Source organism: Pseudomonas sp. FW305-7, from assembly GCF_058786735.1.
Genome location: NZ_JBYSZA010000008.1, coordinates 162,179 through 187,275 on the forward strand (window position 1 = coordinate 162,179; position 25,097 = coordinate 187,275).

Consider the following 25,097-nt stretch of genomic DNA (forward strand, 5'->3'; position numbering starts at 1 on the left):
AAACACCGCAGAACCCTGTGGGAGCTGGCTTGCCAGCGATTGGCCGCGCCTCGGTCTTAAAGCGGAGCCAGTTCGGTCTCTGCCTCGACCGCTTTCACGGTCTTGAGCTGACGCATCTGCTCACACCCCCACAACACCCGCTCCGGCGTCGCCGGCGCATCGATCTGCGGTTGATGCTTATAGTCACCGAGGCTCGCCACCGCATCCTTGATCGCACACCACGAAGCAATCCCGAGCATGAACGGTGGCTCACCGACAGCCTTGGAATGGAACACCGTGTCTTCCGGGTTTTTGCGGTTTTCCACCAGCTTCACCCGCAGGTCGAGCGGCATGTCCGCCACCGCCGGGATCTTGTAGCTGGCCGGGCCGTTGGTCATCAGCTTGCCTTTGTTGTTCCAGACCAGCTCTTCCATGGTCAGCCAGCCCATGCCCTGGATGAAACCGCCCTCGACCTGACCGATGTCGATGGACGGGTTCAGCGAGGCACCCACATCGTGAAGGATGTCGGTTCGGAGCATCTTGTACTCGCCGGTCAGGGTGTCGACGATCACTTCGCAGCACGCCGCGCCGAAGGCGAAGTAGTAGAACGGCCGACCACGGGCCTGGCTGCGGTCGTAGTAGATTTTCGGGGTCTTGTAGAACCCGGTGCTCGACAACGAAACCTGATTGAAATACGCCTGCTGGATCAGCGCTTCAAAGGTCAGGATGTGGTCGCGGACGCGCACATGACCGTTATGGAATTGCACGTCTTCTTCGCTGACTTTGTACTGCCGGGCAGCAAATTCGATCAGGCGTTTCTTGATGATTTCAGCCGCGTTCTGCGCCGCTTTACCGTTCAAGTCGGCGCCGCTGGACGCCGCTGTCGGCGAGGTGTTCGGTACTTTGTCGGTGTTGGTCGCGGTGATCTGCACACGATCAATCTCGACCTGGAACACTTCAGCCACGACCTGCGCGACTTTGGTGTTCAGCCCCTGGCCCATTTCCGTGCCGCCATGGTTCAAATGGATGCTGCCGTCGGTGTAGATGTGGATCAGTGCGCCGGCCTGGTTCAAGAAGCTCGCGGTAAAGGAAATACCGAATTTCACCGGGGTCAGCGCCAGGCCTTTTTTCAGGATCGGGCTGTTGGCGTTGTAGCGACGGATCGCTTCGCGGCGCTCGTGGTACTGGCTGCTTTCTTCCAGTTCGGCGGTCATTTCCTCGAGCATGTTGTGCTCGACGGTCTGGTAGTAATGGGTGACGTTGCGCTCGGTCTTGCCGTAGTAGTTGGCCTTGCGCACAGCCAGCGGATCAAGCTGCAGGTGACGGGCAATCGCGTCCATCACTTCCTCGATCGCGACCATGCCTTGCGGGCCACCGAAACCACGGTAAGCGGTGTTCGACGCGGTGTTGGTCTTGCAGCGGTGACCGTGGATGGTCGCGTCGCCCAGGTAGTACGAGTTGTCCGAGTGGAACATCGCCCGGTCAACGATCGAGGCGGACAAGTCCGGCGAACAGCCGCAGTTGCCGGCCAGGTCCATGTTGATCCCGTGCAGGCGCCCGGTGCTGTCGAAACCGACGTCGTACTCGACGTAAAACGGGTGACGCTTGCCGGTCATCAACATGTCTTCGACGCGCGGCAGGCGCATCTTGGTTGGTTGGCCAGTCAGGTGCGCAACCACGGCGCACAGGCACGCCGGGCTGGCGGCCTGGGTTTCCTTGCCGCCGAAACCACCGCCCATGCGGCGCATGTCGACGACGATTTTGTTCATCGACACGTCGAGCACTTCGGCGACCAGTTTCTGCACTTCGGTCGGGTTCTGCGTCGAGCAGTAGACGATCATGCCGCCGTCTTCAGTCGGCATCACCGAGGAGATTTGCGTCTCCAGATAGAAGTGTTCCTGACCACCGATGTGCAGCGTGCCTTGGATACGGTGTTCAGCGGTTGCCAGCGCAGAGACCGAGTCGCCGCGCTGATGGGTGTGGCTGTCGAGCACGAAGTGGCGTTTGCGCAGGGCTTCGACCACGTCGAGCACTGGCTCGAGGTCTTCGTATTCAATAATCGCAGCCATGGCCGCTTTGCGTGCGGTTTCCAGGTCTTTCGCCGCGACGGCGAGCACCGGTTGACCGACAAATTGCACGTCATCGATGGCCAGCAGCGGGTCGCCGGGCATCAAAGGGCCGATGTCCTTGAGGCCCGGCACGTCTTCGTGGGTGATGGCGATGCGCACGCCTTCGAAGGCGTAGCACGGCGAGGTGTCGATGCTGATGATTTTCGCGTGGGCGCGGTCCGACATGCGTGCATACAGGTGCAACTGGTTCGGAAATTCCAGACGGTCATCGATGTACTGCGCTTCACCGGACACATGCTTGGCGGCGCTGTCGTGCTTGACGCTACGGCCGACGCCGGAGGTCAGATCCTTGGCGAACAGTTCGGCCAGTTCAGCCTGGGTTTTTTCTACGCCGTGATGGTTAGACATAAGCGGTCACCCGAGTCTCGATGTGCGGTGTTTGCAGTTCGATGAAGTATTTACGCAGCAGGTTCTGCGCGCTGAGCAGGCGATATTCCTTGCTGGCGCGGAAGTCCGAGAGTGGTGTGAAGTCTTCGGCCAGTGCGGCGCAGGCGCGTTCGACCACGGCGTTGTTGAACGGCTGGCCGATCAATGCGGCTTCACAGTGAGCCGCGCGTTTCGGAATTGCTGCCATACCGCCGAAGGCCATGCGCGCATCGCTGATCACGCCGTTTTCGACGCGCAGGTTGAACGCGGCGCAGACGGCGGAGATGTCGTCGTCCAGACGCTTGGAAACTTTGTAGGCGCGGAACAACTGCTCGGCGCTGGCGCGTGGGACGATGATCTTCTCGATGAATTCACTTTCCTGACGGGCAGTGACTTTGTAGTCGATGAAGTAATCTTCGAGGTTCAGCGTGCGCCGGGTTTCGCCTTTGCACAGCACGACTTGCGCGCCGAGGGCGATCAGCAGCGGAGGCGAATCACCGATTGGCGAGGCGTTGCCGATGTTGCCGCCGAGGGTGCCCTGGTTGCGGATTTGCAGCGAGGCGAAGCGGTGCAACAGTTCGCCGAAGTCCGGGTACTCGGCGTTCAACGCTTCGTAGCAGTCGGAGAGGGCGGTGGCAGCGCCGATTTCGATGCGGTCTTCGAAGGTTTCGATGCGCTTCATTTCGGCGACGTTGCCGACATAGATCATCACCGGCAGGGTGCGGTGGAACTGGGTGACTTCCAGCGCCAGATCGGTGCCGCCGGCAAGCAGGCGGGCTTGTGGGTAAGCGTCGTAGAGATCGGCCAGGTCAGCGACGGTCAGCGGCACCAGGCAGCGCTTGTCGCCACTGTTCAGCTCGCCGATATCGGTCGGGGCGATCGCTTTCAGGCGGGCGATGGTTTCCGCTTCGCGGGCATCGAACTGGTCCGGTTGTTTGCCGCAGCACGATTGCTCGGCAGCCGCCAGAATCGGCCGGTAGCCGGTGCAGCGGCAGAGATTGCCGGCCAGCGCTTCGTGGGCCTTGGCGTGATCCGGCGCATCGCTGTTCTTTTGCAGAGCGAACAGCGACATGACGAAACCCGGGGTGCAGAAACCGCATTGCGAGCCGTGGCACTCGACCATGGCTTTCTGCACGCTGTGCAGTTCGCCTTTGTGCTTGAGGTCTTCGACGCTGATCAGTTGTTTGCCGTGCAGTGACGAAACGAATGTCAGGCACGAGTTGAGGCTGCGATAGCGAATGTGTTCGCGGCCATCGTCATCCGTTTGCAACTCGCCAACCACCACGGTGCAAGCGCCGCAGTCGCCGCTGGCGCAACCTTCTTTGGTACCGGATTTGCCGACGTGTTCACGCAAGTAATTGAGCACAGTCAGATTCGGGTCCAGGGCGTGCTCGCTACGGAGTTCCTGGTTAAGTAAAAACTGGATCACGGAAGGCCTCGCAGACTCATTATTGTTGTTAACCGACGTGAACGGAATTTAGCAGGTCTGACTTTTCGGTCAATGGTTTTCTGACTTAAAGGTCAGGAAAATACGTTTCGTCGATCAGCAACGTGTCTAATCAGTATTGACCCTCATCGGTCACCCCGCTTTTTTGCGGGATTCGTGCCAAAAACCGCTCAGTGGGCACTCCGCCATGCCCGTGCATTTGCGCTACACTGCGCCGCTTGTGCAGATCGATAGAGTTTGAAGGACAACCATGACGTTCAAGGCGCCGGACAGCCTCGCCGAGCAAATTGCTCACCACCTCGCCGAACGCATCATTCGTGGCGAAATGAAGCCGGGAGAGCGCATCCAGGAACAGAAGGTCACGCTGGCACTTAATGTCAGCCGCGGATCGGTCCGCGAAGCCTTGCTGATCCTCGAACGCCGCCACCTGATCGCGATCCTGCCGCGCCGTGGCGCGCACGTCACCGAACTGACGCCGCACAAGGTGCAGAGCCTGTGCACGCTGATGAGCGAACTGTACATCCTGCTCGGCAATTCGGTGGCCAACGGCTGGCAAGTGCAGTCGGACATGGCGCCGTTCGTGCAAATTCAGCAGCGCCTGACCGCCAGCTACGAGCGCCAGGACATCCGCAGTTTTGTCGACGACAGCTTCAGCGTCATGCGCGCTGCCTATCCGTTCGCCAACAACCCGTACCTGCAAGAGACCGTCGAGAACCTGCAGCCGGCCATGAGCCGCGCCTACTTCCTTGCCCTCGAACAGCGCAAGGCCGAAATGAGCGAGTTCCTCGAACTGTTCGAGCGCTTGCTGGCCGCCGTGCTTGCCCGTGATTTGCCGCAGATCCGCATCGTGCTGACGGCTTACGCCCAGCGCAGCTGCGATCTGGTGGTGTCCGCCCTGACGGTTGCCTAAGCGTGCGGCTCAAGTGCATCAAACTGGCGGGATTCAAGTCCTTCGTCGACCCGACCACGGTGAACTTCCCCAGTAACATGGCGGCAGTCGTCGGGCCGAACGGTTGCGGCAAGTCGAACATCATCGACGCCGTGCGCTGGGTGATGGGCGAAAGTTCGGCGAAGAACCTCCGTGGCGAGTCGATGACCGACGTCATCTTCAACGGTTCGACCAGCCGTAAACCGGTGAGTCAGGCCAGCATCGAACTGGTCTTCGACAACTCCGACGGCACGTTGCTGGGCGAGTACGCGGCTTACGCGGAAATCTCCATTCGCCGCAAAGTCACTCGCGACAGCCAGACCACCTATTACCTCAACGGCACCAAATGCCGTCGTCGCGATATCACCGATATTTTCCTCGGCACCGGCCTCGGCCCGCGCAGTTACTCGATCATCGAGCAGGGGATGATCTCCAAGCTGATCGAGTCCAAGCCCGAAGACCTGCGCAACTTCATTGAAGAAGCGGCCGGCATCTCGAAATATAAAGAGCGCCGGCGCGAAACCGAAAACCGTATCCGCCGCACCCACGAAAACCTTGCTCGCCTGACCGACCTGCGCGAAGAGCTGGAGCGTCAACTCGAACGCCTGCACCGCCAGGCCGAGGCGGCGAAGAAGTATCAGGAATTCAAAGCCGAGGAGCGTCAGCTCAAGGCGCAACTGTCGGCCCTGCGCTGGCAGGATCTGAACGATCAGGTCGGCCAGCGCGAGTCGATCATCGGCACTCAGGAAATCAGTTTCGAAGCCTTGGTCGCAGAACAGCGCAATGCCGACGCGGCCATCGAACGCCTGCGCGACGGGCACCACGATCTGTCCGAACGCTTCAATCTGGTGCAGGGGCGCTTCTATTCGGTCGGCGGCGACATCGCCCGGGTCGAGCAGAGCATCCAGCACGGCCAGCAACGTTTGCGCCAGTTGCAGGACGATCTGAAAGAAGCCGAACGAGCACGCCTGGAAACCGAATCGCATCTGGGTCACGACCGCACCTTGCTGCTGACCCTCGGCGAAGAACTGGACATGCTCACCCCCGAGCAGGAAGTCACCAGCGCTGCCGCCGAAGAAGCCGCCGCTGCGCTGGAAGATTCCGAAAGCGTCATGCACGGTTGGCAGGAGCAGTGGGACGCCTTCAACCTGACCGCCGCCGAACCGCGTCGTCAGGCCGAAGTGCAGCAGTCGCGCATCCAGCAGCTGGAAACCAGCATGGAGCGTCTCGCCGATCGGCAAAAGCGCCTCGGCGAAGAGCGCGCGCTGCTTTCGGCCGACCCGGAAGACGCGGCGATCATGGAGCTCAACGAGCAACTCGCCGAGTCCGAAGCGACCCTCGAAGATTTGCAGACCAGCGAAGAAGCGCAGGTCGAAAAGCTTGAGCAACTGCGTCAGGAATTACAGCAAGCGCTGACCGCGCAGCAGCAGGCACAGGGTGACTTGCAGCGGCTAAATGGTCGCCTGGCTTCGCTGGAAGCCTTGCAACAAGCCGCACTCGATCCGGGCACCGGCACTGCCGAATGGTTAAAGGAACACAACCTCACCGAGCGTCCGCGCCTGGCCGAAGGCCTGAAGGTCGAGGCCGGTTGGGAGCTGGCGGTGGAAACCGTGCTCGGCGCCGATCTGCAAGCGGTGCTGGTCGACGACTTCAGCGGCTTCGATCTGTCCGGTTTCACCCAAGGCGATTTGCGCCTGCTCAGCCCCGGCACCGATGGCGTACGCGTGGCCGGCAGCTTGCTGGATAAGGTCGAGGCGCAGATCAATCTGTCGCCGTGGCTCGGTCAGGTCAAACCCGTCGACAGCCTCGAACAGGCCTTGGCCTTGCGTGGGCAATTAAGCGCTGGCGAGAGCCTGATCAGTCGCGACGGTTATTGGGTCGGTCGTCACTTCTTGCGTGTGCGTCGTGCCAGCGAGGCCGAGAGCGGCATGCTTGCCCGTGGCCAGGAAATCGAAGCGCTGCACCTTGAGCGCGAAGAGAAAGAAGCCACGGTCGAGGCCATGGAAACCCGTCTGCAAACCCTGCGTGCGCAACAGCGTCAGCAGGAAAACGGTCGCGAACATTTGCGTCGTTTGCTGCAAGACGAAGCACGTCAGCAAGGTGAATTGAAAGCGCAACTGTCCGCCGGCAAAGCCAAGGCCGAACAGTTGACTTTGCGCCGCACACGCCTCGATGAAGAGCTGGTCGAGCTTGGCGAACAGCGCGAACTTGAGCACGAACAAGTCGGCGAAGCGCGCATGCAGTTGCAGGAAGCCCTCGACGCGATGGCACTGGATACCGAGCAGCGCGAATTGCTGTTGGCCCAGCGCGACAGCCTGCGCGAGCGCCTTGATCGCGTGCGTCAGGAAGCGCGTCAGCACAAGGATCACGCGCACCAATTGGCCGTGCGTCTCGGCTCGTTGCGCGCTCAGCATGATTCCACGCGTCAGGCGCTGGAGCGTCTGGAAATGCAGGCCGAGCGTCTGACCGAAAAACGCGAACAGTTGAGTCTGAATCTGGAGGAGGGCGAGGCACCGCTGGAAGAGCTGCGCCTGAAACTCGAAGAGCTGCTCGACAAGCGCATGACCGTCGACGAAGAACTCAAGACTGCGCAGATCGCCCTGGAAGACGCCGACCGCGAATTGCGCGACGCAGAAAAGCGCCGGACCCAGGCCGAGCAGCAATCGCAGCTGATTCGCGGCCAGCTCGAACAGCAACGCATGGAATGGCAGGCCCTGACCGTGCGCCGCAAGGCTTTGCAGGATCAGTTGCTCGAAGACGGCTACGATCTCAATGGCGTGCTCGCCACATTGACCGCGCAGGCCAGTGAACGCGAAGCCGAAGAAGAACTCGAAAGGATCAATGCGCGGATTCAACGCCTGGGCGCGATCAACCTCGCGGCCATCGATGAATACACGCAACAGTCCGAGCGTAAGCGTTATCTGGATGCGCAGGATGCCGATCTGGTCGAAGCACTGGAGACGCTGGAAAACGTTATCCGCAAGATCGACAAGGAAACCCGTAACCGTTTCAAAGATACCTTTGATCAGATCAATGGCGGTTTACAGGCACTTTTTCCAAAAGTTTTCGGTGGTGGACGGGCGTATTTGGAACTGACGGGCGAAGATCTACTCGATACAGGGGTAACGATCATGGCGCAGCCGCCAGGGAAGAAGAACAGCACCATCCATTTGCTCTCCGGCGGGGAAAAAGCCCTGACCGCGCTGGCACTGGTATTTGCCATCTTCAAATTGAATCCGGCGCCGTTCTGCATGCTCGATGAGGTTGACGCGCCACTGGATGACGCTAACGTTGGACGCTACGCACGCTTGGTCAAAGAGATGTCGCAGACCGTGCAGTTCATCTACATCACCCACAACAAAATCGCCATGGAAATGGCCGAGCAGTTGATGGGCGTAACGATGCATGAACCGGGTTGTTCGCGACTGGTAGCCGTGGATGTCGAGGAGGCGATGGCGATGGTGGACGCCTGAGCCAGCGTGGTGTCGGAAAGGTAATTTAGTTTTGTAGGACTTTTTTACCGCGTTCGACTTGCTGGCCAATCGACATATTCGCGCAAGCCAATGAGACAGACGGTGTAAAGTTGTCTTTGGTCGTGCTAGTTTAATGTCAATTTTTCGTATACGTGGGCAAAACGCCTGTCAGAACATAGAGTTGGCGCCACGTTTTAAAGCGGTTTGCACAGTGTAAACCCCTTATTTTTCAGCATTTTTTATAGAGGCACGGGATTACATGGAAATCGGTCTGCGCGAGTGGCTGATCGTCATCGGCATCATTGTGATAGCCGGTATTCTTTTCGATGGCTGGCGCCGTATGCGCGGCGGCAAGGGAAAACTGAAATTCCGTCTTGACCGAAGTCTGTCCAACCTGCCGGACGAGGACACCAGCGCCGAGCTGTTGGGCCCGGCTCGCGTGCTGGACAACCATAAAGAACCGCAGCTGGACGAACACGATCTGCCCTCGGTGAGCATGCCGGCCCGCGAAGCACGCGAGCCTCGCGAATCCGGTTCGAAGCGTGGCAAACGTGGCAGCAACGGTCCGGCTCAGGGTGACCTGAACCTCAACCTCGATCTGGATGACGGCCCGAGCTTCAGCAGCCGTGACGATGACTTCGTTGAAGACAGCAAGCCTGCGCCTGCTGTTGTCGACAAGGATCAGCCGCAAGCCGAAGAAGTGCTGGTGATCAGCGTGATCTGCCGCGACGCTGCCGGCTTCAAAGGCCCGGCGCTGTTGCAGAACATTCTGGAAAGTGGTCTGCGTTTTGGTGAGATGGATATTTTCCACCGCCACGAAAGCATGGCCGGCAACGGTGAAGTGTTGTTCTCCATGGCCAATGCGGTCAAACCGGGCATCTTCGATCTGGACGATATCGACCATTTCAGCACCCCGGCGGTGAGCTTCTTCCTCGGCCTGCCAGGCCCGCGTCATCCTAAGCAGGCTTTCGATGTCATGGTGGCCGCAGCCCGCAAGCTGTCGCAGGAACTGAACGGCGAGCTGAAAGATGACCAGCGCAGCGTGCTGACCGCACAAACGATTGAGCACTACCGTCAGCGCATCGTCGAATTCGAACGCCGCGCCCTGACCCAGAAGCGTTGATTGAAAAGATTGCCTCGCGATAAAAAAGAGGCAATCGGCAAATAGATTGAGCAGCCTCGGCTGCTCTTTTGCTTTATGAGAGAACACCCCATGACCGCCGCCAAAAACCGCATTCTAGAGCTGCGCGCTGAACTCGATCAGCATAATTACCGGTACCACGTCCTCGACGAACCGAGCATTCCGGACGCCGAGTACGACCGGTTGTTCCACGAGCTCAAAGCGCTGGAAGCGGCCAATCCCGAACTGATCACCAGCGACTCGCCGACCCAGCGAGTCGGCAGCGTGGCGCTCACCGCGTTCACCCAGGTGCGTCACGAAGTGCCGATGCTCAGCCTCGGCAACGCCTTCGAAGAAACCGACATGCGCGAGTTCGATCGCCGCGTCACCGAAGGGCTGGATCTGCCGGCCGGTGACCTGTTCGGTGGCGGCGCGGCGGTGGAGTACAGCTGCGAACCCAAGCTCGATGGCCTGGCGGTCAGCCTCCTCTATCAGGACGGCGTGCTGGTACGTGGCGCCACACGCGGCGACGGCACCACCGGTGAAGACATCAGCGTCAACGTGCGCACCGTGCGTAACATTCCCCTGAAGCTGCACGGCGAAGGCTGGCCGGCGACCCTGGAAGTGCGCGGTGAAGTGTTCATGTCCAAGGCCGGTTTCGAGCGCCTCAACGCCTCGCAACTGGAAGTCGGCGGCAAGACCTTCGCCAACCCGCGCAACGCTGCGGCCGGCAGCTTGCGTCAGCTGGATTCGAAGATCACCGCCAACCGTCCGCTGGAATTCTGCTGCTACGGCATTGGTCAGGTTTCCCACGATATTGCCGACACCCACATCGGCAACCTCAAGCAGTTGCAGAAATGGGGCATGCCGATCAGTCACGAGCTGAAGTTGGCCAAGGGCATCGGCGAGTGCCTGGATTACTACCGCGACATCGGCGAGCGGCGTAATTCGCTGGCCTATGAAATCGACGGCGTGGTGTTCAAGGTCAACAGCATCGCCGATCAGCGTGAGCTGGGCTTCCGCGCCCGCGAACCGCGCTGGGCCATCGCACATAAATTCCCGGCGATGGAAGAACTCACCGAGTTGCTCGACGTGGAATTCCAGGTCGGCCGCACCGGCGCCGTCACGCCAGTCGCACGACTGAAACCGGTCAAGGTTGCCGGCGTCACCGTGGCCAATGCCACGCTGCACAACATGGACGAAGTGGCGCGTCTGGGCTTGATGATCGGTGACACCGTGATCATCCGTCGCGCCGGCGACGTGATTCCGCAAGTGGTGCAGGTGGTTATGGATCGCCGCCCGGAAAACGCCCGTGCGGTGCAGATTCCCGATAGCTGCCCGGTCTGCGGTTCGCACGTCGAGCGCACGCAACTGATCAAGCGCAGCAAAGGCAAGGAAACTGTCAGCGAAGGCGCGGTGTATCGCTGCGTCGGCCGTCTGGCCTGTGGCGCGCAACTGAAGCAGGCGATCATCCACTTCGTCTCGCGCCGGGCGATGGACATTGAAGGCCTCGGCGACAAGAGTGTCGAGCAACTGGTCGACGAAGGTCTGGTCAGCTCGCCGGCCGATCTGTACGCGCTGAAATTCGACGACATCGTCGATCTGGAAGGTTTTGCCGAGGTGTCGAGCAACAAACTGCTCGCGGCCATCGAGGACAGCAAGAAACCGGGGCTGGCGCGTTTCATCTATGCACTCGGCATTCCCGATGTCGGCGAAGAGACGGCCAAGGTGCTGGCGCGCTCATTGGGGTCGCTGGAGCGCGTTCAGCAGGCGTTGCCGCAAGTGTTGACCTACCTGCCGGATGTTGGCCTGGAAGTGGCGCACGAGATTCACAGCTTCTTTGAAGATGCGCATAACCAACAGGTGATCACTGAATTGCTCGGCCATGGTTTGCAGATTCAGGACCAAGGCGAGTTGGGCGCCGAGTTCGCTGCCAGCACCACGCTTGGCGGTTTCCTCGACAAACTGCACATCCCTTCGGTCGGCCCGGGCGGTGCGCAAAAACTGGCGGACAAGTTTGGTTCGCTGGAAGCGGTGATGAATGCCGACTGGCTGGACATGCGTCAGGCACTGCCGGAGAAACAGGCGAATTCGGTACGTGAGTTTTTTGCCTTGCCTGAGCATCGGCAACTGGCGGAAGAATCCGAGAAGCAACTGCGCGATTTCGGTATGCACTGGCAGAGCGAGAAGAAAGTCGTCGAAGGCTTGCCGCTGTCCGGCGAGACCTGGGTGCTGACCGGCAAGGTCGAGTTGATGAGCCGCGATGTCGCCAAGGAGCATCTGGAAAGCCTGGGTGCCAAGGTCGCTGGTTCCGTGTCGGCGAAAACTCACTGCGTGGTCGCCGGCCCCGGCGCTGGTTCCAAGCTGACCAAGGCCAATGAACTGGGCGTGAAGGTAATGGACGAAGAAACCTTTATCGCCTTCCTCAAAACCCATGGCCTGAACGTTTGATCGTTCCCACGCTCCCGCGTGGGAATGCCGCCCCGGACGCTCCGCGTCCGCTGTGACGCAGAGCGTCACTGGATGCATTCCCACGCAGAGCGTTGGAACGATCAGCAAAACGCGGGAACGATGTTGTCATGCGAATGATCTAGTCTTGGCAAGCCCCAGGGAGAGATCGCCATGTACCGCTTTTTCGAGCAGCTCAGTTCTCGCATCGTCGCGCCGTTCATGGGCGGGTCTTCACGCAACAGCAAAGTCTGGCCGTGCCGCTGCGGCCAGTCGCTGTTCTTTCGCAACAGCCAATGCCTGGCCTGCAATGCGTTGCTCGGCTATCAACCCGAAGAAAGTCGCCTGACCTCGCTGCAACCGGGGCCGCAGGATGGCACCTGGACCCTCGACGCCGATCCCGACGCCGGGCTGTTCCGTCGTTGCGCCAATTTAGACACGCCTGCCGCGTGCAACTGGCTGCTGCCGGCCAACGATCACGACAGCCTGTGCATCGCCTGCAGCCTCAATCGCACCATCCCCGATCTGTCCGACCCGGAAAACCCCGAGCGCTGGCGCAAGGTCGAAATTGCCAAGCGGCGACTGATCGCGCAACTGATCACCCTCGGCTTGCAGGTCACCCCGAAAACCGTGGACGAGCAAACCGGGCTGGCCTTTGACTTTATCGGCGTCGACCTCGAAGGCAACGCGCCGATGACCGGCCATGCCAACGGCCTGATCACCCTCGATATCAAAGAAGCCGACGACGCCCACCGCGAGCGGGTGAGGGCGCAGATGCACGAACCGTATCGCACGCTGCTCGGGCATTTCCGCCATGAGGTCGGCCACTACTACTGGGATCGCCTGATCGCCAACGGCCCGTGGCTCGATTCATTCCGCAGCCTGTTCGGCGACGAGCGCGCCAGTTACGCCGAAGCGCTGGATCGCCACTATCAACAGGGCGCACCAATGGACTGGCCGCAGCACTATGTCAGCGCCTACGCGACCATGCACCCGTGGGAAGACTGGGCAGAAACCTGGGCGCATTACCTGCACATGATGGACGCTGTGGACACCGCGTTGGGCTTTGGCATGAGCGCGCGGGAAATGGATTTCGACTACCAGCCGTTTCCCATCAGCACGCTGTATGACCCGGAACATCCCGGCGGCGAGGCGTTTCTCTCGTTCGTCAACGCGTGGATCGAATTGGCCGGCATGCTCAATGAACTGTCACGCAGCATGGGCCAGCCGGATTTTTACCCGTTCGTGCTGCCGGCACCGGCGATTGCCAAACTGCACTTCATTCATCTGGTGATCCAGCAGGCGGGCGGTCGGGCAGACGAGGTTCTTGCCCTGTAAACGCTGACGCAGGTTGCGATCTTTTCGGGCATGGCGCATGTCCTTGAAGCTGTTCATATTTTTATCTGCAACCAACGGTTGTAACTTCACCTCAGATAGGTACAATGGCGCGGCTCGCCGACAGGCAAGCGTCGTTATGGTGACCCCATCGGTCCCCCCGCAACGATTACCCGTGAACCTGGTCAGAGCCGGAAGGCAGCAGCCACAGCGGGAACATTGTGTGCCGGGGTGTGGCTGGTGGGGTTACCACCTTAACGAACAATCGAACGCTTCAAACAGAACTGCATGGGTTTCGCCCACTGCGGTTTTTTTGTGCCTGTGATTTAACGAACCGACAAGATTTCCCTGTTGAAGATGATCCTGTGGGAGCTGGCTTGCCAGCGATTGCAGGCTTTCAGCAATACAAATGAATCTGACCCACCGCTATCGCTGGCAAGCCAGCTCCCACAGGGTTATGGGGTGTTGTCAGGCTGTCCGGTATACAGCCGGATAATCTCATCAATCTCCCCCGACATTTTCATCCGCAGCAACGTGCGCAAAATCCGCTGTACCGGCACCTTCGGATCATTCCTCACATAACAACCCACATGCTGTTCCTGCAGCACCGCCACGCCGTGCAGTTGCTGGTCCGGCGTCAGGCGTTGATTGAACCAGTCCAGCGTCCATTGATTGCTCACCGCATAGCGATAACGCCCGGCCAGCAGTTTATCCAGCACCTGTTCCTGGTTGCGCGCATCTTCGCGTTGCAGTTGATTGGCATCGAACAGCGGTTGCAGGGTCGGATAGGTATAGCCGAGCACGGTGCCGATCGACTGGGGCGCCAGGCTTGCCGGCTCAACATGGGCGGGCTGACTTTGGCCGCTGATCAGCAGGTCACGCTGGAACAACAACGGAATGCTCCAGATGTAATCGCCGGACTGATTCGGCAGCCATGACTGTGCGGCATAGCAGCGCACATCGACTTCACCGCGTTCCATGGCGTTCTGCACACGAGCGCGTGGCAGTACGTGAAATTCTGCCGGCACGCCGACCTGGGTGGCGAGGCTGAGCATCATGTCGTGCAGGATGCCTTGGGTTGGCTGGCCACGCTCGATCTGCACCATCGGCATGGCCCAACTGTCGGCCACGACGAAACGCAGCGGTGGTTCGGCTGCCGTCACGTTCAGGCTGATTCCCAGCAACGCCCCCACGGCCCAACGCATAAACGCTCCGGTAATTCCCGATCCCGAGCCGATAAAAGCCTCTGCTCATGCAGCTTAGCCATATTAGACGAGCACACCGGATGCAATTTTGCCCTTGCTCCGCTAGCATTAGCCGCTTCAGCTTCCTTCGTTGCGACGGTTTTCGATGAGTTATCAGGTTCTTGCACGTAAATGGCGTCCGCGCTCGTTCCGCGAAATGGTCGGCCAGACCCATGTGCTCAAGGCTCTGATCAATGCCTTGGACAGCCAGCGGCTGCACCACGCGTACCTGTTCACCGGTACGCGCGGGGTGGGTAAAACCACGATTGCGCGGATCATTGCCAAATGCCTGAACTGTGAAACAGGTATCACTTCCAGCCCGTGCGGCGAGTGCTCGGTGTGCCGTGAAATCGATGAGGGGCGTTTCGTCGACCTGATCGAGATCGACGCCGCCAGCCGCACCAAGGTCGAAGACACTCGCGAACTGCTCGACAACGTGCAGTACGCGCCAAGCCGTGGGCGCTTCAAGGTCTACCTGATCGACGAAGTGCACATGCTTTCCAGCCATTCCTTCAATGCGCTGCTGAAAACCCTTGAAGAGCCGCCGCCGTACGTCAAGTTCATCCTGGCGACCACCGACCCGCAGAAACTTCCGGCAACGATTTTGTCGCGTTGCTTGCAGTTCTCGCTGAAGAACATGACGCCGGAACGTGTGGTCGAGCATTTGACCCACGTGCTGACGGCGGAAAACGTGCCGTTCGAAGACGATGCACTGTGGCTGCTCGGTCGCGCCGCTGACGGTTCGATGCGTGACGCCATGAGCCTGACAGATCAGGCGATCGCGTTCGGTGAAGGCAAGGTACTGGCCACCGACGTGCGGGCGATGCTCGGTACGCTGGATCACGGTCAGGTTTACGACGTGCTGCATGCGTTGATCGAAGGCGACGCCAAGGCGTTGCTCGAAGCCGTGCGTCATCTGGCCGAGCAAGGCCCGGACTGGAACGGCGTGCTCTCGGAAATTCTCAATGTGCTGCACCGCGTTGCCATCGCTCAGGCGCTGCCGGAAGGTGTCGACAATGGCCATGGTGATCGGGATCGCGTGTTGGCGCTGGCCCAGGCCTTGCCGGCCGAAGACGTGCAGTTCTATTACCAGATGGGCCTGATCGGTCGCCGCGATTTGCCGCTGGCACCGGATCCACGCGGTGGTTTCGAAATGGTCCTGCTGCGAATGCTGGCCTTCCGGCCGGCGGATACGGCGGACGCCCCGAGGCAGCCGCTAAAGCCAGTGGGGATCAGCCAGGCCACAGTTGATTCCGCAAACTCCGTGGCTGCCGCGTCTAAACCTGCACCGGTAGTCGCTGCGGCGGTTGCACCGACACCAACACCAGCACCAACTCTGGTGGTTGCGCCGGTACCGGTTGCCGAGCCTGTGGTCGCAGCTGAGCCGCAACCAGCACCGGAACCCGAGCCGGAGCCAGTTGCCGTCGAAGCAGTGGTCGATCTGCCGTGGAACGATCCGGTAGAGCCTGAGCCCGAGCCCGCGCAGCAACCTGCCGTCGAGCCCGTGCTGGAAATCGCCGCCGAGCAACCCGAGTTGCCGCCGATGCCGCTGCCGACCCCGGACAGCGTCGTCCCGGACGCACCGGAGTGGGCCGCTGCGCCGATTCCGGAGCCGTCGGTCGCCGACGTCGATGCCGCCACCCCGGGCATGGACATGGACGACGAGCCGCCGCTGGACGAGGATTACATCGAGCCGGACATGGATTCGGCTTACAGCTACCTCGACGAACTGGCCAGCGAACACGCCGCCGAGCCTGCACCGGAGCCTGAGCCAGAACCGGCTGCGGCACCGGCCACCGGTCTGGCCTTGCAATGGCTGGAACTGTTCCCGAAACTGCCGATCTCCGGCATGACCGGCAGCATCGCCGCCAACTGCACATTGATTGCCGTCGATGGCGACCATTGGCTGATGCACCTCGATCCGGCGCACAGCGCGCTGTTCAACGCTACGCAACAGCGTCGTCTCAACGATGCGTTGAACCAGTTCCACGGCCGCACGCTGAGCCTGACCATCGAGCTGATCAAGCCCGAGCAGGAAACCCCGGCTCAGGCTGCGTCCCGGCGGCGTGCCAACCGTCAGCGCGAGGCGGAAGAGTCGATCCACGGCGATCCGTTCATCCAGCAGATGGTCCAGCAGTTCGGCGCGGTGGTGCGACACGATACTATTGAACCTGTCGACGCCTTGGTCGCCCAAGGCTAATAACTGAGGGCGCCTGGCCCAACTCGCCGGGCGCTGTTTTGATCCAAGTACTTTTGAGGTGATTCCCATGATGAAAGGTGGCATGGCCGGCCTGATGAAGCAGGCGCAGCAGATGCAGGAAAAAATGGCCAAGATGCAGGAAGAACTGGCCAACGCCGAAGTCACCGGTAAGGCCGGCGGCGATATGGTCACCGTGGTGATGACCGGTCGTCACGACGTGAAAAGCGTGAGCATCGACCCAAGCCTGGTCGAAGGTCTGAGCGAAGACGACAAAGAGATGCTGGAAGCCGTGGTTGCTGCCGCCGTCAACGACGCCGTGCGCAAGATCGAAGCCAACAGCCAGGAAAAAATGGGCAGCATGACCGCCGGCATGAACCTGCCAGCGGGTATGAAACTGCCTTTCTGATTCGCCATTGCGCGGCAGATGAGCTACACAAAATGCCAGGCATCGCGCCTGGCATTTTTGTTTCTGGTTGATCGTTCCCACGCTCTGCGTGGGAACGCAGCCCGGGACGCTCCGCGTCCCCAGTCCAGAGCCGAACGCAGAGCGTCCGTTGAGGCATTCCCACGCGGAGCGTGGGAACGATCAAGTGGAACGCGCCACCGCCACAAAGGTCTGCTCCCTATACCTTCGAATTCCTCATTCACAGGAGACGCTGACATGTCCGACCCTCTGACGCTCAACCAACGCTTTGTCCTGGCCTCGCGCCCGGTGGGCGCACCGACCCCGGAAAACTTCCGTCTGGAGCGCGAAGCGTTGCCGGATCTTGAAGACGGGCAGGTGCTGCTGAAAACCCTGTACCTGTCGCTGGACCCCTACATGCGCGGACGCATGAGTGACGCTCCGTCCTACGCCGCGCCGGTACAAATCGGCGAAGTGATGACCGGTGGCGCTGTCAGCCGGGTCGAGCAATCGCGTCATCCGAAATTCCACGAAGGCGATCTGGTGGTCGGCGCCACCGGTTGGCAGAGCCACAGCATCAGCGACGGCCGCAATATCATTCCGATCCCTTCAGGGCTGCCGAGCCCGTCGATGGCCCTGGGTGTGCTGGGTATGCCGGGCATGACCGCGTACATGGGCCTGATGGACATCGGCCAGCCAAAAGAGGGCGAGACTCTCGTGGTGGCGGCAGCTTCGGGCGCGGTCGGCTCGGTGGTCGGGCAAGTGGCGAAGATCAAAGGCCTGCGCGCTGTGGGTGTGGCGGGCGGTGCCGAGAAGTGCAAATACGTGGTTGAGGAGCTGGGTTTCGATGCGTGCATTGATCACAAAGCGGCGGATTTCGCCGAACAACTGGCCAAGGCTTGCCCGAATGGCATCGACATTTACTACGAGAATGTCGGTGGTCATGTGTTCGACGCGGTCGTGCCGCTGCTCAATCCGAAGGCGCGCATTCCGTTGTGCGGGCTGATCGCCGGTTACAACGCCTCTGAGGCGCCCACGGGCCCGGATCGCTTGCCGATGCTGCAACGCACGCTGTTGACCAAGCGCGTGCGGATTCAGGGCTTCATCGTCTTTGATGACTACGGTGATCGTCAGCCGGAATTCATTAGCCACATGGTGCCGTGGGTGCGCGAGGGCAAGGTGAAATTCCGCGAGGACGTGGTCGAGGGCCTGGAACAGGCGCCCGAGGCGTTTATCGGTCTGCTGGAAGGGCGCAACTTCGGCAAACTGGTGGTGAAGGTCGCCCAGGACTGAGTATTTGACGCTGGCCAGAGGCGCGGGTATAAACCGCGTCTCGTTGTTTTGTCGGACTTTTTACCCATGAGCTTCAGCCCTTTGATTCGCCAACTGATCGACTCCCTGCGAATTCTGCCGGGTGTGGGTCAGAAAACCGCCCAGCGCATGGCGTTGCAGTTGCTCGAGCGCGACCGTAGCGGCGGTCTGCGTCTGGCTCAATCCTTGAATCAGGCCATGGAAGGGGTCGGTCACTGCCGCCAGTGCCGCACGCTGACCGAAGACGATCTGTGCCCGCAGTGCGCCGATACTCGCCGCGACGACACCCTGCTGTGCGTGGTCGAAGGGCCGATGGATGTGTATGCGGTCGAGCAGACCGGTTTCCGTGGGCGCTACTTTGTACTCAAGGGGCACTTGTCGCCGCTGGATGGACTCGGACCTGAGGCGATCGGCATTCCGCAGTTGATGGCGCGGATTGAAGAGGCGGGGACGTTTACCGAGGTTATCCTGGCCACCAACCCGACAGTGGAAGGCGAGGCGACGGCGCATTACATCGCCCAGTTGCTCAACAACAAAGGCCTGATCGCTTCGCGGATTGCCCACGGGGTGCCGTTGGGGGGTGAGCTGGAGCTGGTGGATGGCGGCACGCTGGCGCATTCGTTTGCCGGCCGCAAACCGATCGCCCTCTGAGTTCTTTATTGCTTGTTCTGACCCCATCGCTGGCAAGCCAGCTCCCACAGTGATTTGTGTTGGTCGCAAAATTTGTCGACAACTCCGAACCCTGTTGGAGCTGGCTTGCCAGCGATGAACGCACCTCGGTCTCTCCAAATCACACAATACTGTTGAAAACCAAGCAAGCGCTCGGTTAGCGTCGGCGAACCCTCCCACAGTGATTTGTGTTGGTCGCAAAATTTGTCGACAACTCCGAACCCTGTGGGAGCTGGCTTGCCAGCGATGAACGCACCTCGGTCTCTCCAAATCACACAATATTGTTGAAAACCAAGCAAGCGCTCGGTTAAGTTCGGCGAACCCTTCCGTGGAGCTCGCCCATGCCTGCCTTTCAGGAATACTTCGACCCCAGCCACCAAATGGTCCGCGACAGCGTCAGACGTTTCGTCGAGCGCGAGATCCTGCCGGACATCGATCAGTGGGAAGAAGCCGAGAGCTTCCCCCGTGAGCTGTACCTGAAGGCCGGCGCCGCCGGCATCCTTGGTATCGGTTACCCGGCAGCGCTCGGCGGCAGTCATGAAGGCGACCTGTTCGCCAAGGTCGCCGCCAGTGAGGAGTTGATGCGCTGCGGCTCCGGCGGGCTGGTGGCGGGGCTGGGGTCGCTGGATATCGGTCTGCCACCGATCGTCAAATGGGCCCGCCCCGACGTCCGTAACCGCGTCGTGCCCCAAGTGCTCAGTGGCGAAAAGATCAGCGCCCTGGCGGTCACCGAGCCCGGCGGCGGCTCCGACGTCGCCAATCTGCAGACCCGCGCCGTGCGTGACGGCGATTTCTACCGGGTCAGCGGCAGCAAAACCTTTATCACCAGTGGTGTGCGCGCCGATTACTACACCGTCGCGGTGCGCACCGGAGCGCCGGGTTTCGCCGGCATCAGTCTGCTCTTGATCGAGAAGGGAACGCCGGGCTTCACCCTCGGCCGTCAGTTGAAAAAAATGGGCTGGTGGGCGTCAGACACCGCCGAGTTGTTCTTCGACGATTGCCGCGTGCCTGTGGGCAATCTGATCGGCGCCGAGAACATGGGCTTCGCCTGCATCATGGGCAACTTCCAGAGTGAACGGCTGGCGCTGGCGCTGATGGCCAACATGACCGCGCAGTTGGCGCTGGAGGAGAGTCTGAAGTGGGCCCGCGAGCGCGAGGCTTTCGGCAAACCGATCGGCAAGTTCCAGGTGATCAAGCATCGTCTGGCCGAAATGGCCACGGCGTTGGAGGTGTCTCGGGAATTCACTTATCGGCAAGCGGCGAAAATGGCGGCGGGGCAGAGTGTGATCAAGGAGATCTCCATGGCCAAGAATTTTGCTACGGACACCTCGGACCGAATCACTACCGAAGCCGTGCAGATTTTGGGTGGTCTGGGTTACATGCGCGAGAGTCTGGTGGAGCGGCTGTATCGGGATAACCGCATCTTGTCGATTGGCGGCGGGACGCGAGAGGTGATGAACGAGATCATCAGCAAGCAGATGGGGCTTTGATCTTCGGTGTTGCGGCTGGCTTCATCGCTGGCAAGCCAGCTCCCACAGTGATTCAGGTCGTTCACAAAGGTTGTGTACACCAAAAAACCTGTGGGAGCTGGCTTGCCAGCGATGGCGTCAGTGGGAGCGCCGCTTACTTATCAGTCAGGGCAAACTGCGTCAGACAGAAGGTAGGGATGCCCATATCTTCCAGACGCTGCGAGCCACCCAGCTCCGGCAAATCGATAATCGCCGCCGCCTCATGCACGCGCGCGCCCATGCGGCGAATCAGGTTGGCCGCTGCAATCAGCGTCCCGCCAGTGGCGATCAAATCATCGAACATCACCACCGAATCGCCTTCGCACAGGCTGTCGGCGTGCACTTCCAGGAAGGCTTCGCCGTATTCGGTCGCGTAACCCTCGGCCAACAAGTCCGGCGGCAGTTTGCCTTGTTTGCGGAACAGCACCAGCGGCTTATTCAGTTGATAAGCCAGCACCGAACCGATCAGGAAACCCCGGGCATCCATCGCACCGATGTGGGTGAAGTCGGCTTCGACGTAACGGTGGGCGAAACTGTCCATCACCAGGCGCAGAGCCGTCGGCGACTGAAACAGTGGGGTGATGTCGCGAAAGATCACGCCCGGTTTCGGGAAGTCGATCACGGGGCGGATCAGGGATTTGATGTCGAAGGAGTCGAAGACCATCGTCGAGTTGTCCTGGCAGGGCTGCAAACGGCGCAGTATACCCGCGGCTGAAACGATGCGCTCGGCCGCGGGTCGAGATCAGCCGTCGAGCGAGCCGCCGGCCAGGGCGCAGAGCTGAATCGGGTCGAGGATGTGGATCTCTTTGCCTTCGGCGGCGATCAGTTCGTTCTGCTGGAAACGGGTGAATACACGGGACACGGTTTCCACCGCCAGACCGAGGTAGTTGCCGATTTCATTGCGCGACATGCTCAGGCGGAACTGATTGGCCGAGAAACCGCGAGCGCGGAAGCGCGCCGACAGGTTGACGAGGAATGTTGCGATGCGTTCGTCGGCGGTTTTCTTCGACAACAACAGCATCATCTGCTGGTCGTCGCGGATTTCCCGGCTCATCACGCGCATCAACTGGCGGCGCAACTGCGGCAGTTGCAAGGCCAGTTCGTCGAGGCGTTCGAAAGGAATTTCGCAGACCGAGGTGGTTTCCAGCGCCTGGGCGGAAACCGGATGTTTCTCGGTGTCCATGCCGGACAGGCCGACCAGTTCGCTCGGCAGGTGGAAGCCCGTGAGTTGCTCTTCGCCAGTGTCGCTCAGGCTGAAGGTCTTCAGGGCGCCGGAGCGTACTGCATAAACGGAATCGAACGTGTCGCCCTGACGGAACAGGAACTCGCCTTTTTTCAACGGGCGGCCGCGTTTAACGATTTCGTCCAGCGCATCCATGTCTTCCAGATTCAAAGAAAGTGGCAGGCAGAGAGGGGCCAGGCTGCAATCCTTGCAATGGGCCTGGTTGTGAGCGCGCAGTTTAACTGGCTCGGACATTTCTTTAATCCTTGTGGGAAAACACACATAAGCCGTAAGGGTAACCCACGGGAGGACATTCAGGCCAGCGTGTGGCGAGTTTGTCCCACGGGCGTAAAGCCGCAGGGCAACTGGCCGATAAACTGTCATCACACCCTATTCAAGGAACCGCTTCGATGGCTGCCATTGGTACGCTGGGCCCCGGTAGCAGCGGCGTTGAGGCAGCGTCGGAAGCGTTTAAAAACGCGTCCGACAAGGACCGAAATGCCGACTCGACGACAGACGCAACCCCGACCTTGGTCGAAGGCGTCAAAGTGTCGCTCTCCGGAGCCTCCATCGAGAAATCGGCGGGGGCGGGTGGCGACAATAGGGACATCGAAGAAAGCGGTTTGCCCGAGGACATCCAGCAATTGCTGAAGATGATCCGCAAGCTGCAAAAAGAGATTGCCGAGAAAAAGGCGCAGATCGAAAAGATCATGGCCGACAAGCGCCTTTCCAACGAAGAAAAAATCATCAAGGTTGCCAGCCTGCGTGGCGCCATTGCCGCGTTGAACACCGGTTTGATTACCGCCAATCTGGCTTTGTCGAAAGTGGTCGGCCAGTCGGGCCTGACGTCCGAGCAAAACATGAAAGTCGGTTCGTTGCTGATGAAAAACTAAATCACCCGCGAGAACCGCTGGCGGTTCTGCTGTTCGAGGTAAGCGTCGAACACCATGCACACCGAACGCACCAGCAAACGTCCCGCCGGCAATACTTCGATCCGCTCGCTGTCCAGCGTGATCAGGCCATCCTTGGCCATGCCTTGCAGTTGCGGCCACAGCGCGCCGAAGTAACCCTGGAAATCGATGTTGAACGCTTGCTCGATCGCGGCGAAGTCCAGGTTGAAATTGCAGATCAGTTGCTGGATCACCGCGCGACGCAGCCGGTCATCGGCATTGCACACCAGGCCACGACTGGTTGCCAGTTGCGCGGACGCGAGGGTGGTCTGGTATTCGTTGAGATCGCTGCTGTTCTGGCAATACAGGTCACCGATCTGGCTGATCGCCGACACCCCCAGACCAATCAGATCGCAATGGCCGTGCGTGGTGTAGCCCTGGAAGTTGCGTTGCAGGGTTTGTTCTTCCTGGGCAATCGCCAGCTCATCGTCGGGCAGGGCAAAGTGGTCCATGCCGATGTAGCGGTAACCGGCGGTGGTCAGTTGCTCGATGGTGCGCTGGAGCATGTCCAGTTTCTGCGTCGGACTTGGCAATTCGTTGCCATTGATCCGTCGCTGCGGCATGAAGCGTTCCGGCAGGTGCGCGTAGTTGAACACCGAGAGCCGATCCGGTTGCAGGCTGATGACTTCCTCGACGGTGCGGGCAAAGTTGTCCGGGGTCTGCTTGGGCAAGCCGTAGATCAGGTCGATGTTGATCGAGCGAAATTGCAGGGTGCGCGCTGCGTCGATCACGGCGCGGGTTTCTTCCAGGCTTTGCAGGCGATTGACCGCCCGTTGCACCGCCGGATCAAGGTCTTGCAGGCCGATGCTGACCCGGTTGAAACCCAGTTCGCGCAGCAGGCCCATAGTTGACCAGTCGGCTTCGCGAGGGTCGATCTCGATGCCGTAATCGCCGGAATCGTCATCCAGCAGATTGAAATGTTTGCGCAGGTGCGCCATCAACTGGCGCAGTTCGTCGTGGCTGAGGAAGGTTGGCGTGCCGCCGCCAAAGTGCAGCTGTTCGACTTTTTGCGCCGGGTCGAGGTGACAAGCGATCAGCTGGATTTCCTGCTCAAGGCGTTGCAGGTACGGCAATGCGCGACCGCGATCCTTGGTGATGACTTTATTGCAGGCGCAGTAGTAGCAAATGTTCGCGCAGAACGGCACGTGCACGTACAGCGACAACGGCCGCAAGGCCTTGCGGCTGTCGCGCAGGGCATGAAACAGGTCGAAGGTGCCGACCTGACTGTTGAATTGCACGGCCGTCGGATAAGAGGTGTAGCGCGGCCCCGCCAGGTCGTAGCGGCGGATCAGATCAGTGTCCCAACGAATGGCGTCGAGCATGCGGGCATTCCCCCGGATAGGCTGGCAGTGTGGCGAGTCTATCGGGGGGCGGCGATGGGGCTGTTGATTTGCATCAACGGTGGTTGAAGGCTTTGCCTGGTTTTTGTGGTGAGGGGATATCACTGGCTCAATTTCTTGGGTTCATATCAGTGCCCCATCAACCAATGCTGATGCGGGCCGGGCAGGGTCCAGATGCCGAACAGAATCACCAACAAACCACCTGCCATACGCACGCTACGCTTGCGCAACAGCGCCGTGACCCGCTCAGCCGCCAGACCGGTAGCCAGCAGCACCGGCCAGGTACCCAGCCCGAACGCCAGCATCAACAACGCGCTGTCCAGCGCATTGCCCTGGCTCGCCGACCACAGCAACGTGCTGTAAACCAGTCCGCACGGCAGCCAGCCCCACAGTGCGCCAAGCAGTAGCGCGCGGGGCAAACTCGACACCGGCAGCAAGCGGTTGGCCACCGGTTGGATGTAGCGCCACAAACCGCGGCCGAGGCTTTCGATGCGGGTCAGGCCGCTCCACCAACCGGCGAGATACAAACCCATGGCAATCAACAGCAGCCCGGCCAGCACGCGCATGAACAGTGCGGCGGGGCTGTTCGCCACCGCCCAGCCAGCAAGGCCGATCAGCAATCCTGCGGTGGCATAACTGAGGATCCGCCCCAAGTTGTACGCCAGCAGCAAACGAAAGCGCCGACTGCGTTGTTCCTTGGGAATCGCCAATGTCAGCGCGCCCATCAAGCCGCCGCACATCCCCAGGCAATGGCCGCCACCGAGCAGGCCGAGGATCAGCGCCGAGACCAGCAGCGGCGCCAGTTCAAGCATGAGGTGGCGCCTTGTCGTCCGGTTTGTTCGGGTTGGCTTCGTCGACGGCCGCGGTGTGGTTCGGGTCCTGATCGTCGAACAGGATGCTGTGGGCCGGGCCGTCGAGATCGTCGTACTGGCCGCTGTCCACCGCCCAGAAGAAGATGTACACGGCGATGGCCACGATCAGCAGCGCGGCCGGAATCATCACGTAGAGAGCTGGCATCTGTACTC

Annotated in this window: 19 protein-coding genes and 1 other RNA gene; 12 read left to right on the forward strand and 8 right to left on the reverse strand. The window is 60.4% G+C overall.

The window, feature by feature from the left end:
• Positions 1–56: 56 nt before the first annotated feature.
• Entirely contained in the window at positions 57–2,456 is a 2,400-nt protein-coding gene (xdhB, locus tag AC3WMT_RS12910) for a xanthine dehydrogenase molybdopterin binding subunit (RefSeq protein ID WP_103303889.1), read from the reverse strand.
• Entirely contained in the window at positions 2,449–3,903 is a 1,455-nt protein-coding gene (gene xdhA, locus AC3WMT_RS12915) for a xanthine dehydrogenase small subunit (RefSeq protein WP_103303890.1), read from the reverse strand. The genes xdhB and xdhA overlap by 8 nt, the downstream gene beginning before the upstream one ends.
• Before the next feature lie 268 nt (positions 3,904–4,171).
• Between xdhA and AC3WMT_RS12920 the strand changes: the two genes are divergently transcribed.
• The 6 genes from AC3WMT_RS12920 (at position 4,172) to ffs (ending at position 13,471) form a co-directional block, all read left to right on the forward strand.
• Positions 4,172–4,831, forward strand: a complete 660-nt coding sequence (locus AC3WMT_RS12920) for a GntR family transcriptional regulator (RefSeq protein WP_103303891.1) — start codon at positions 4,172–4,174, stop codon at positions 4,829–4,831.
• Positions 4,832–4,833: 2 nt separating this feature from the next.
• Complete coding sequence (gene smc / locus AC3WMT_RS12925; RefSeq protein WP_103303892.1) at positions 4,834–8,322, forward strand: chromosome segregation protein SMC; 3,489 nt, start codon at positions 4,834–4,836, stop codon at positions 8,320–8,322.
• A gap of 259 nt (positions 8,323–8,581) precedes the next feature.
• The gene (gene zipA / locus AC3WMT_RS12930; protein WP_103303893.1) at positions 8,582–9,445 is read left to right on the forward strand and encodes a cell division protein ZipA; all 864 of its coding nucleotides are present in this window, start codon (positions 8,582–8,584) and stop codon (positions 9,443–9,445) included.
• Positions 9,446–9,535: 90 nt separating this feature from the next.
• Positions 9,536–11,893, forward strand: coding sequence for an NAD-dependent DNA ligase LigA (gene ligA / locus AC3WMT_RS12935; protein WP_103303894.1), 2,358 nt, complete (start codon positions 9,536–9,538; stop codon positions 11,891–11,893).
• A gap of 171 nt (positions 11,894–12,064) precedes the next feature.
• Complete coding sequence (locus AC3WMT_RS12940) at positions 12,065–13,228, forward strand: zinc-binding metallopeptidase family protein (RefSeq protein ID WP_103303895.1); 1,164 nt, start codon at positions 12,065–12,067, stop codon at positions 13,226–13,228.
• A gap of 146 nt (positions 13,229–13,374) precedes the next feature.
• An RNA gene (gene ffs, locus AC3WMT_RS12945) (signal recognition particle sRNA small type) lies at positions 13,375–13,471 on the forward strand.
• A gap of 209 nt (positions 13,472–13,680) precedes the next feature.
• On the opposite strand, the gene AC3WMT_RS12950 is transcribed toward ffs, so the two are convergent.
• On the reverse strand, positions 13,681–14,430 hold the full coding sequence (locus AC3WMT_RS12950; RefSeq protein WP_103303896.1) for a substrate-binding periplasmic protein: 750 nt from the start codon (positions 14,428–14,430) through the stop codon (positions 13,681–13,683).
• Positions 14,431–14,575: 145 nt separating this feature from the next.
• On the opposite strand from AC3WMT_RS12950, the gene dnaX reads away from it, so the two are divergent.
• From dnaX to AC3WMT_RS12975, 5 genes are all read left to right on the forward strand, one after another.
• Positions 14,576–16,669 (forward strand): DNA polymerase III subunit gamma/tau, encoded by a 2,094-nt coding sequence (dnaX, locus tag AC3WMT_RS12955; protein ID WP_103303897.1) that lies wholly within the window; start codon positions 14,576–14,578, stop codon positions 16,667–16,669.
• A 67-nt stretch (positions 16,670–16,736) separates the two neighbouring features.
• On the forward strand, positions 16,737–17,075 hold the full coding sequence (locus tag AC3WMT_RS12960) for a YbaB/EbfC family nucleoid-associated protein (RefSeq protein WP_003223337.1): 339 nt from the start codon (positions 16,737–16,739) through the stop codon (positions 17,073–17,075).
• Positions 17,076–17,330: 255 nt separating this feature from the next.
• Complete coding sequence (gene curA / locus AC3WMT_RS12965) at positions 17,331–18,365, forward strand: NADPH-dependent curcumin/dihydrocurcumin reductase (RefSeq protein WP_103303899.1); 1,035 nt, start codon at positions 17,331–17,333, stop codon at positions 18,363–18,365.
• Between the two features lie 66 nt (positions 18,366–18,431).
• Complete coding sequence (gene recR / locus AC3WMT_RS12970) at positions 18,432–19,034, forward strand: recombination mediator RecR (protein WP_103303900.1); 603 nt, start codon at positions 18,432–18,434, stop codon at positions 19,032–19,034.
• A 359-nt stretch (positions 19,035–19,393) separates the two neighbouring features.
• The gene (locus tag AC3WMT_RS12975; protein WP_103303902.1) at positions 19,394–20,542 is read left to right on the forward strand and encodes an acyl-CoA dehydrogenase family protein; all 1,149 of its coding nucleotides are present in this window, start codon (positions 19,394–19,396) and stop codon (positions 20,540–20,542) included.
• A gap of 133 nt (positions 20,543–20,675) precedes the next feature.
• On the opposite strand, the gene AC3WMT_RS12980 is transcribed toward AC3WMT_RS12975, so the two are convergent.
• Positions 20,676–21,224 (reverse strand): adenine phosphoribosyltransferase, encoded by a 549-nt coding sequence (locus AC3WMT_RS12980; protein ID WP_103303903.1) that lies wholly within the window; start codon positions 21,222–21,224, stop codon positions 20,676–20,678.
• Between the two features lie 78 nt (positions 21,225–21,302).
• Positions 21,303–22,037 carry a fumarate/nitrate reduction transcriptional regulator Fnr gene (gene fnr, locus AC3WMT_RS12985; protein WP_103303904.1) on the reverse strand — a complete coding sequence of 245 codons (735 nt, stop codon included), beginning with the start codon at positions 22,035–22,037 and terminating at the stop codon, positions 21,303–21,305.
• A gap of 155 nt (positions 22,038–22,192) precedes the next feature.
• Between fnr and AC3WMT_RS12990 the strand changes: the two genes are divergently transcribed.
• On the forward strand, positions 22,193–22,675 hold the full coding sequence (locus tag AC3WMT_RS12990) for a hypothetical protein (RefSeq protein ID WP_103303905.1): 483 nt from the start codon (positions 22,193–22,195) through the stop codon (positions 22,673–22,675).
• On the opposite strand, the gene hemN is transcribed toward AC3WMT_RS12990, so the two are convergent.
• From hemN to ccoS, 3 genes are all read right to left on the reverse strand, one after another.
• On the reverse strand, positions 22,672–24,054 hold the full coding sequence (gene hemN / locus AC3WMT_RS12995; protein ID WP_103303906.1) for an oxygen-independent coproporphyrinogen III oxidase: 1,383 nt from the start codon (positions 24,052–24,054) through the stop codon (positions 22,672–22,674). The two genes, AC3WMT_RS12990 and hemN, sit on opposite strands and share 4 nt — an antisense overlap.
• A gap of 146 nt (positions 24,055–24,200) precedes the next feature.
• Positions 24,201–24,884 carry a sulfite exporter TauE/SafE family protein gene (locus AC3WMT_RS13000; protein WP_039770036.1) on the reverse strand — a complete coding sequence of 228 codons (684 nt, stop codon included), beginning with the start codon at positions 24,882–24,884 and terminating at the stop codon, positions 24,201–24,203.
• Complete coding sequence (gene ccoS / locus AC3WMT_RS13005) at positions 24,877–25,089, reverse strand: cbb3-type cytochrome oxidase assembly protein CcoS (protein WP_016984738.1); 213 nt, start codon at positions 25,087–25,089, stop codon at positions 24,877–24,879. The genes AC3WMT_RS13000 and ccoS overlap by 8 nt, the downstream gene beginning before the upstream one ends.
• Positions 25,090–25,097 lie beyond the last annotated feature (8 nt).

What these genes read in the sequence shown, in the direction of transcription:
- curA (WP_103303899.1), top strand. Translation starts at nt 17,331, where the DNA reads ATGTCCGACCCTCTGACGCTCAACCAACGCTTTGTCCTGGCCTCGCGC.
- fnr (WP_103303904.1), bottom strand. Translation starts at nt 22,037, where the DNA reads ATGTCCGAGCCAGTTAAACTGCGCGCTCACAACCAGGCCCATTGCAAG.
- AC3WMT_RS12980 (WP_103303903.1), bottom strand. Translation starts at nt 21,224, where the DNA reads ATGGTCTTCGACTCCTTCGACATCAAATCCCTGATCCGCCCCGTGATC.
- ligA (WP_103303894.1), top strand. Translation starts at nt 9,536, where the DNA reads ATGACCGCCGCCAAAAACCGCATTCTAGAGCTGCGCGCTGAACTCGAT.
- AC3WMT_RS12975 (WP_103303902.1), top strand. Translation starts at nt 19,394, where the DNA reads ATGCCTGCCTTTCAGGAATACTTCGACCCCAGCCACCAAATGGTCCGC.
- AC3WMT_RS12960 (WP_003223337.1), top strand. Translation starts at nt 16,737, where the DNA reads ATGATGAAAGGTGGCATGGCCGGCCTGATGAAGCAGGCGCAGCAGATG.
- hemN (WP_103303906.1), bottom strand. Translation starts at nt 24,054, where the DNA reads ATGCTCGACGCCATTCGTTGGGACACTGATCTGATCCGCCGCTACGAC.
- AC3WMT_RS12940 (WP_103303895.1), top strand. Translation starts at nt 12,065, where the DNA reads ATGTACCGCTTTTTCGAGCAGCTCAGTTCTCGCATCGTCGCGCCGTTC.
- AC3WMT_RS12950 (WP_103303896.1), bottom strand. Translation starts at nt 14,430, where the DNA reads ATGCGTTGGGCCGTGGGGGCGTTGCTGGGAATCAGCCTGAACGTGACG.
- zipA (WP_103303893.1), top strand. Translation starts at nt 8,582, where the DNA reads ATGGAAATCGGTCTGCGCGAGTGGCTGATCGTCATCGGCATCATTGTG.
- dnaX (WP_103303897.1), top strand. Translation starts at nt 14,576, where the DNA reads ATGAGTTATCAGGTTCTTGCACGTAAATGGCGTCCGCGCTCGTTCCGC.
- AC3WMT_RS13000 (WP_039770036.1), bottom strand. Translation starts at nt 24,884, where the DNA reads ATGCTTGAACTGGCGCCGCTGCTGGTCTCGGCGCTGATCCTCGGCCTG.
- ccoS (WP_016984738.1), bottom strand. Translation starts at nt 25,089, where the DNA reads ATGCCAGCTCTCTACGTGATGATTCCGGCCGCGCTGCTGATCGTGGCC.
- xdhB (WP_103303889.1), bottom strand. Translation starts at nt 2,456, where the DNA reads ATGTCTAACCATCACGGCGTAGAAAAAACCCAGGCTGAACTGGCCGAA.
- recR (WP_103303900.1), top strand. Translation starts at nt 18,432, where the DNA reads ATGAGCTTCAGCCCTTTGATTCGCCAACTGATCGACTCCCTGCGAATT.
- AC3WMT_RS12990 (WP_103303905.1), top strand. Translation starts at nt 22,193, where the DNA reads ATGGCTGCCATTGGTACGCTGGGCCCCGGTAGCAGCGGCGTTGAGGCA.
- AC3WMT_RS12920 (WP_103303891.1), top strand. Translation starts at nt 4,172, where the DNA reads ATGACGTTCAAGGCGCCGGACAGCCTCGCCGAGCAAATTGCTCACCAC.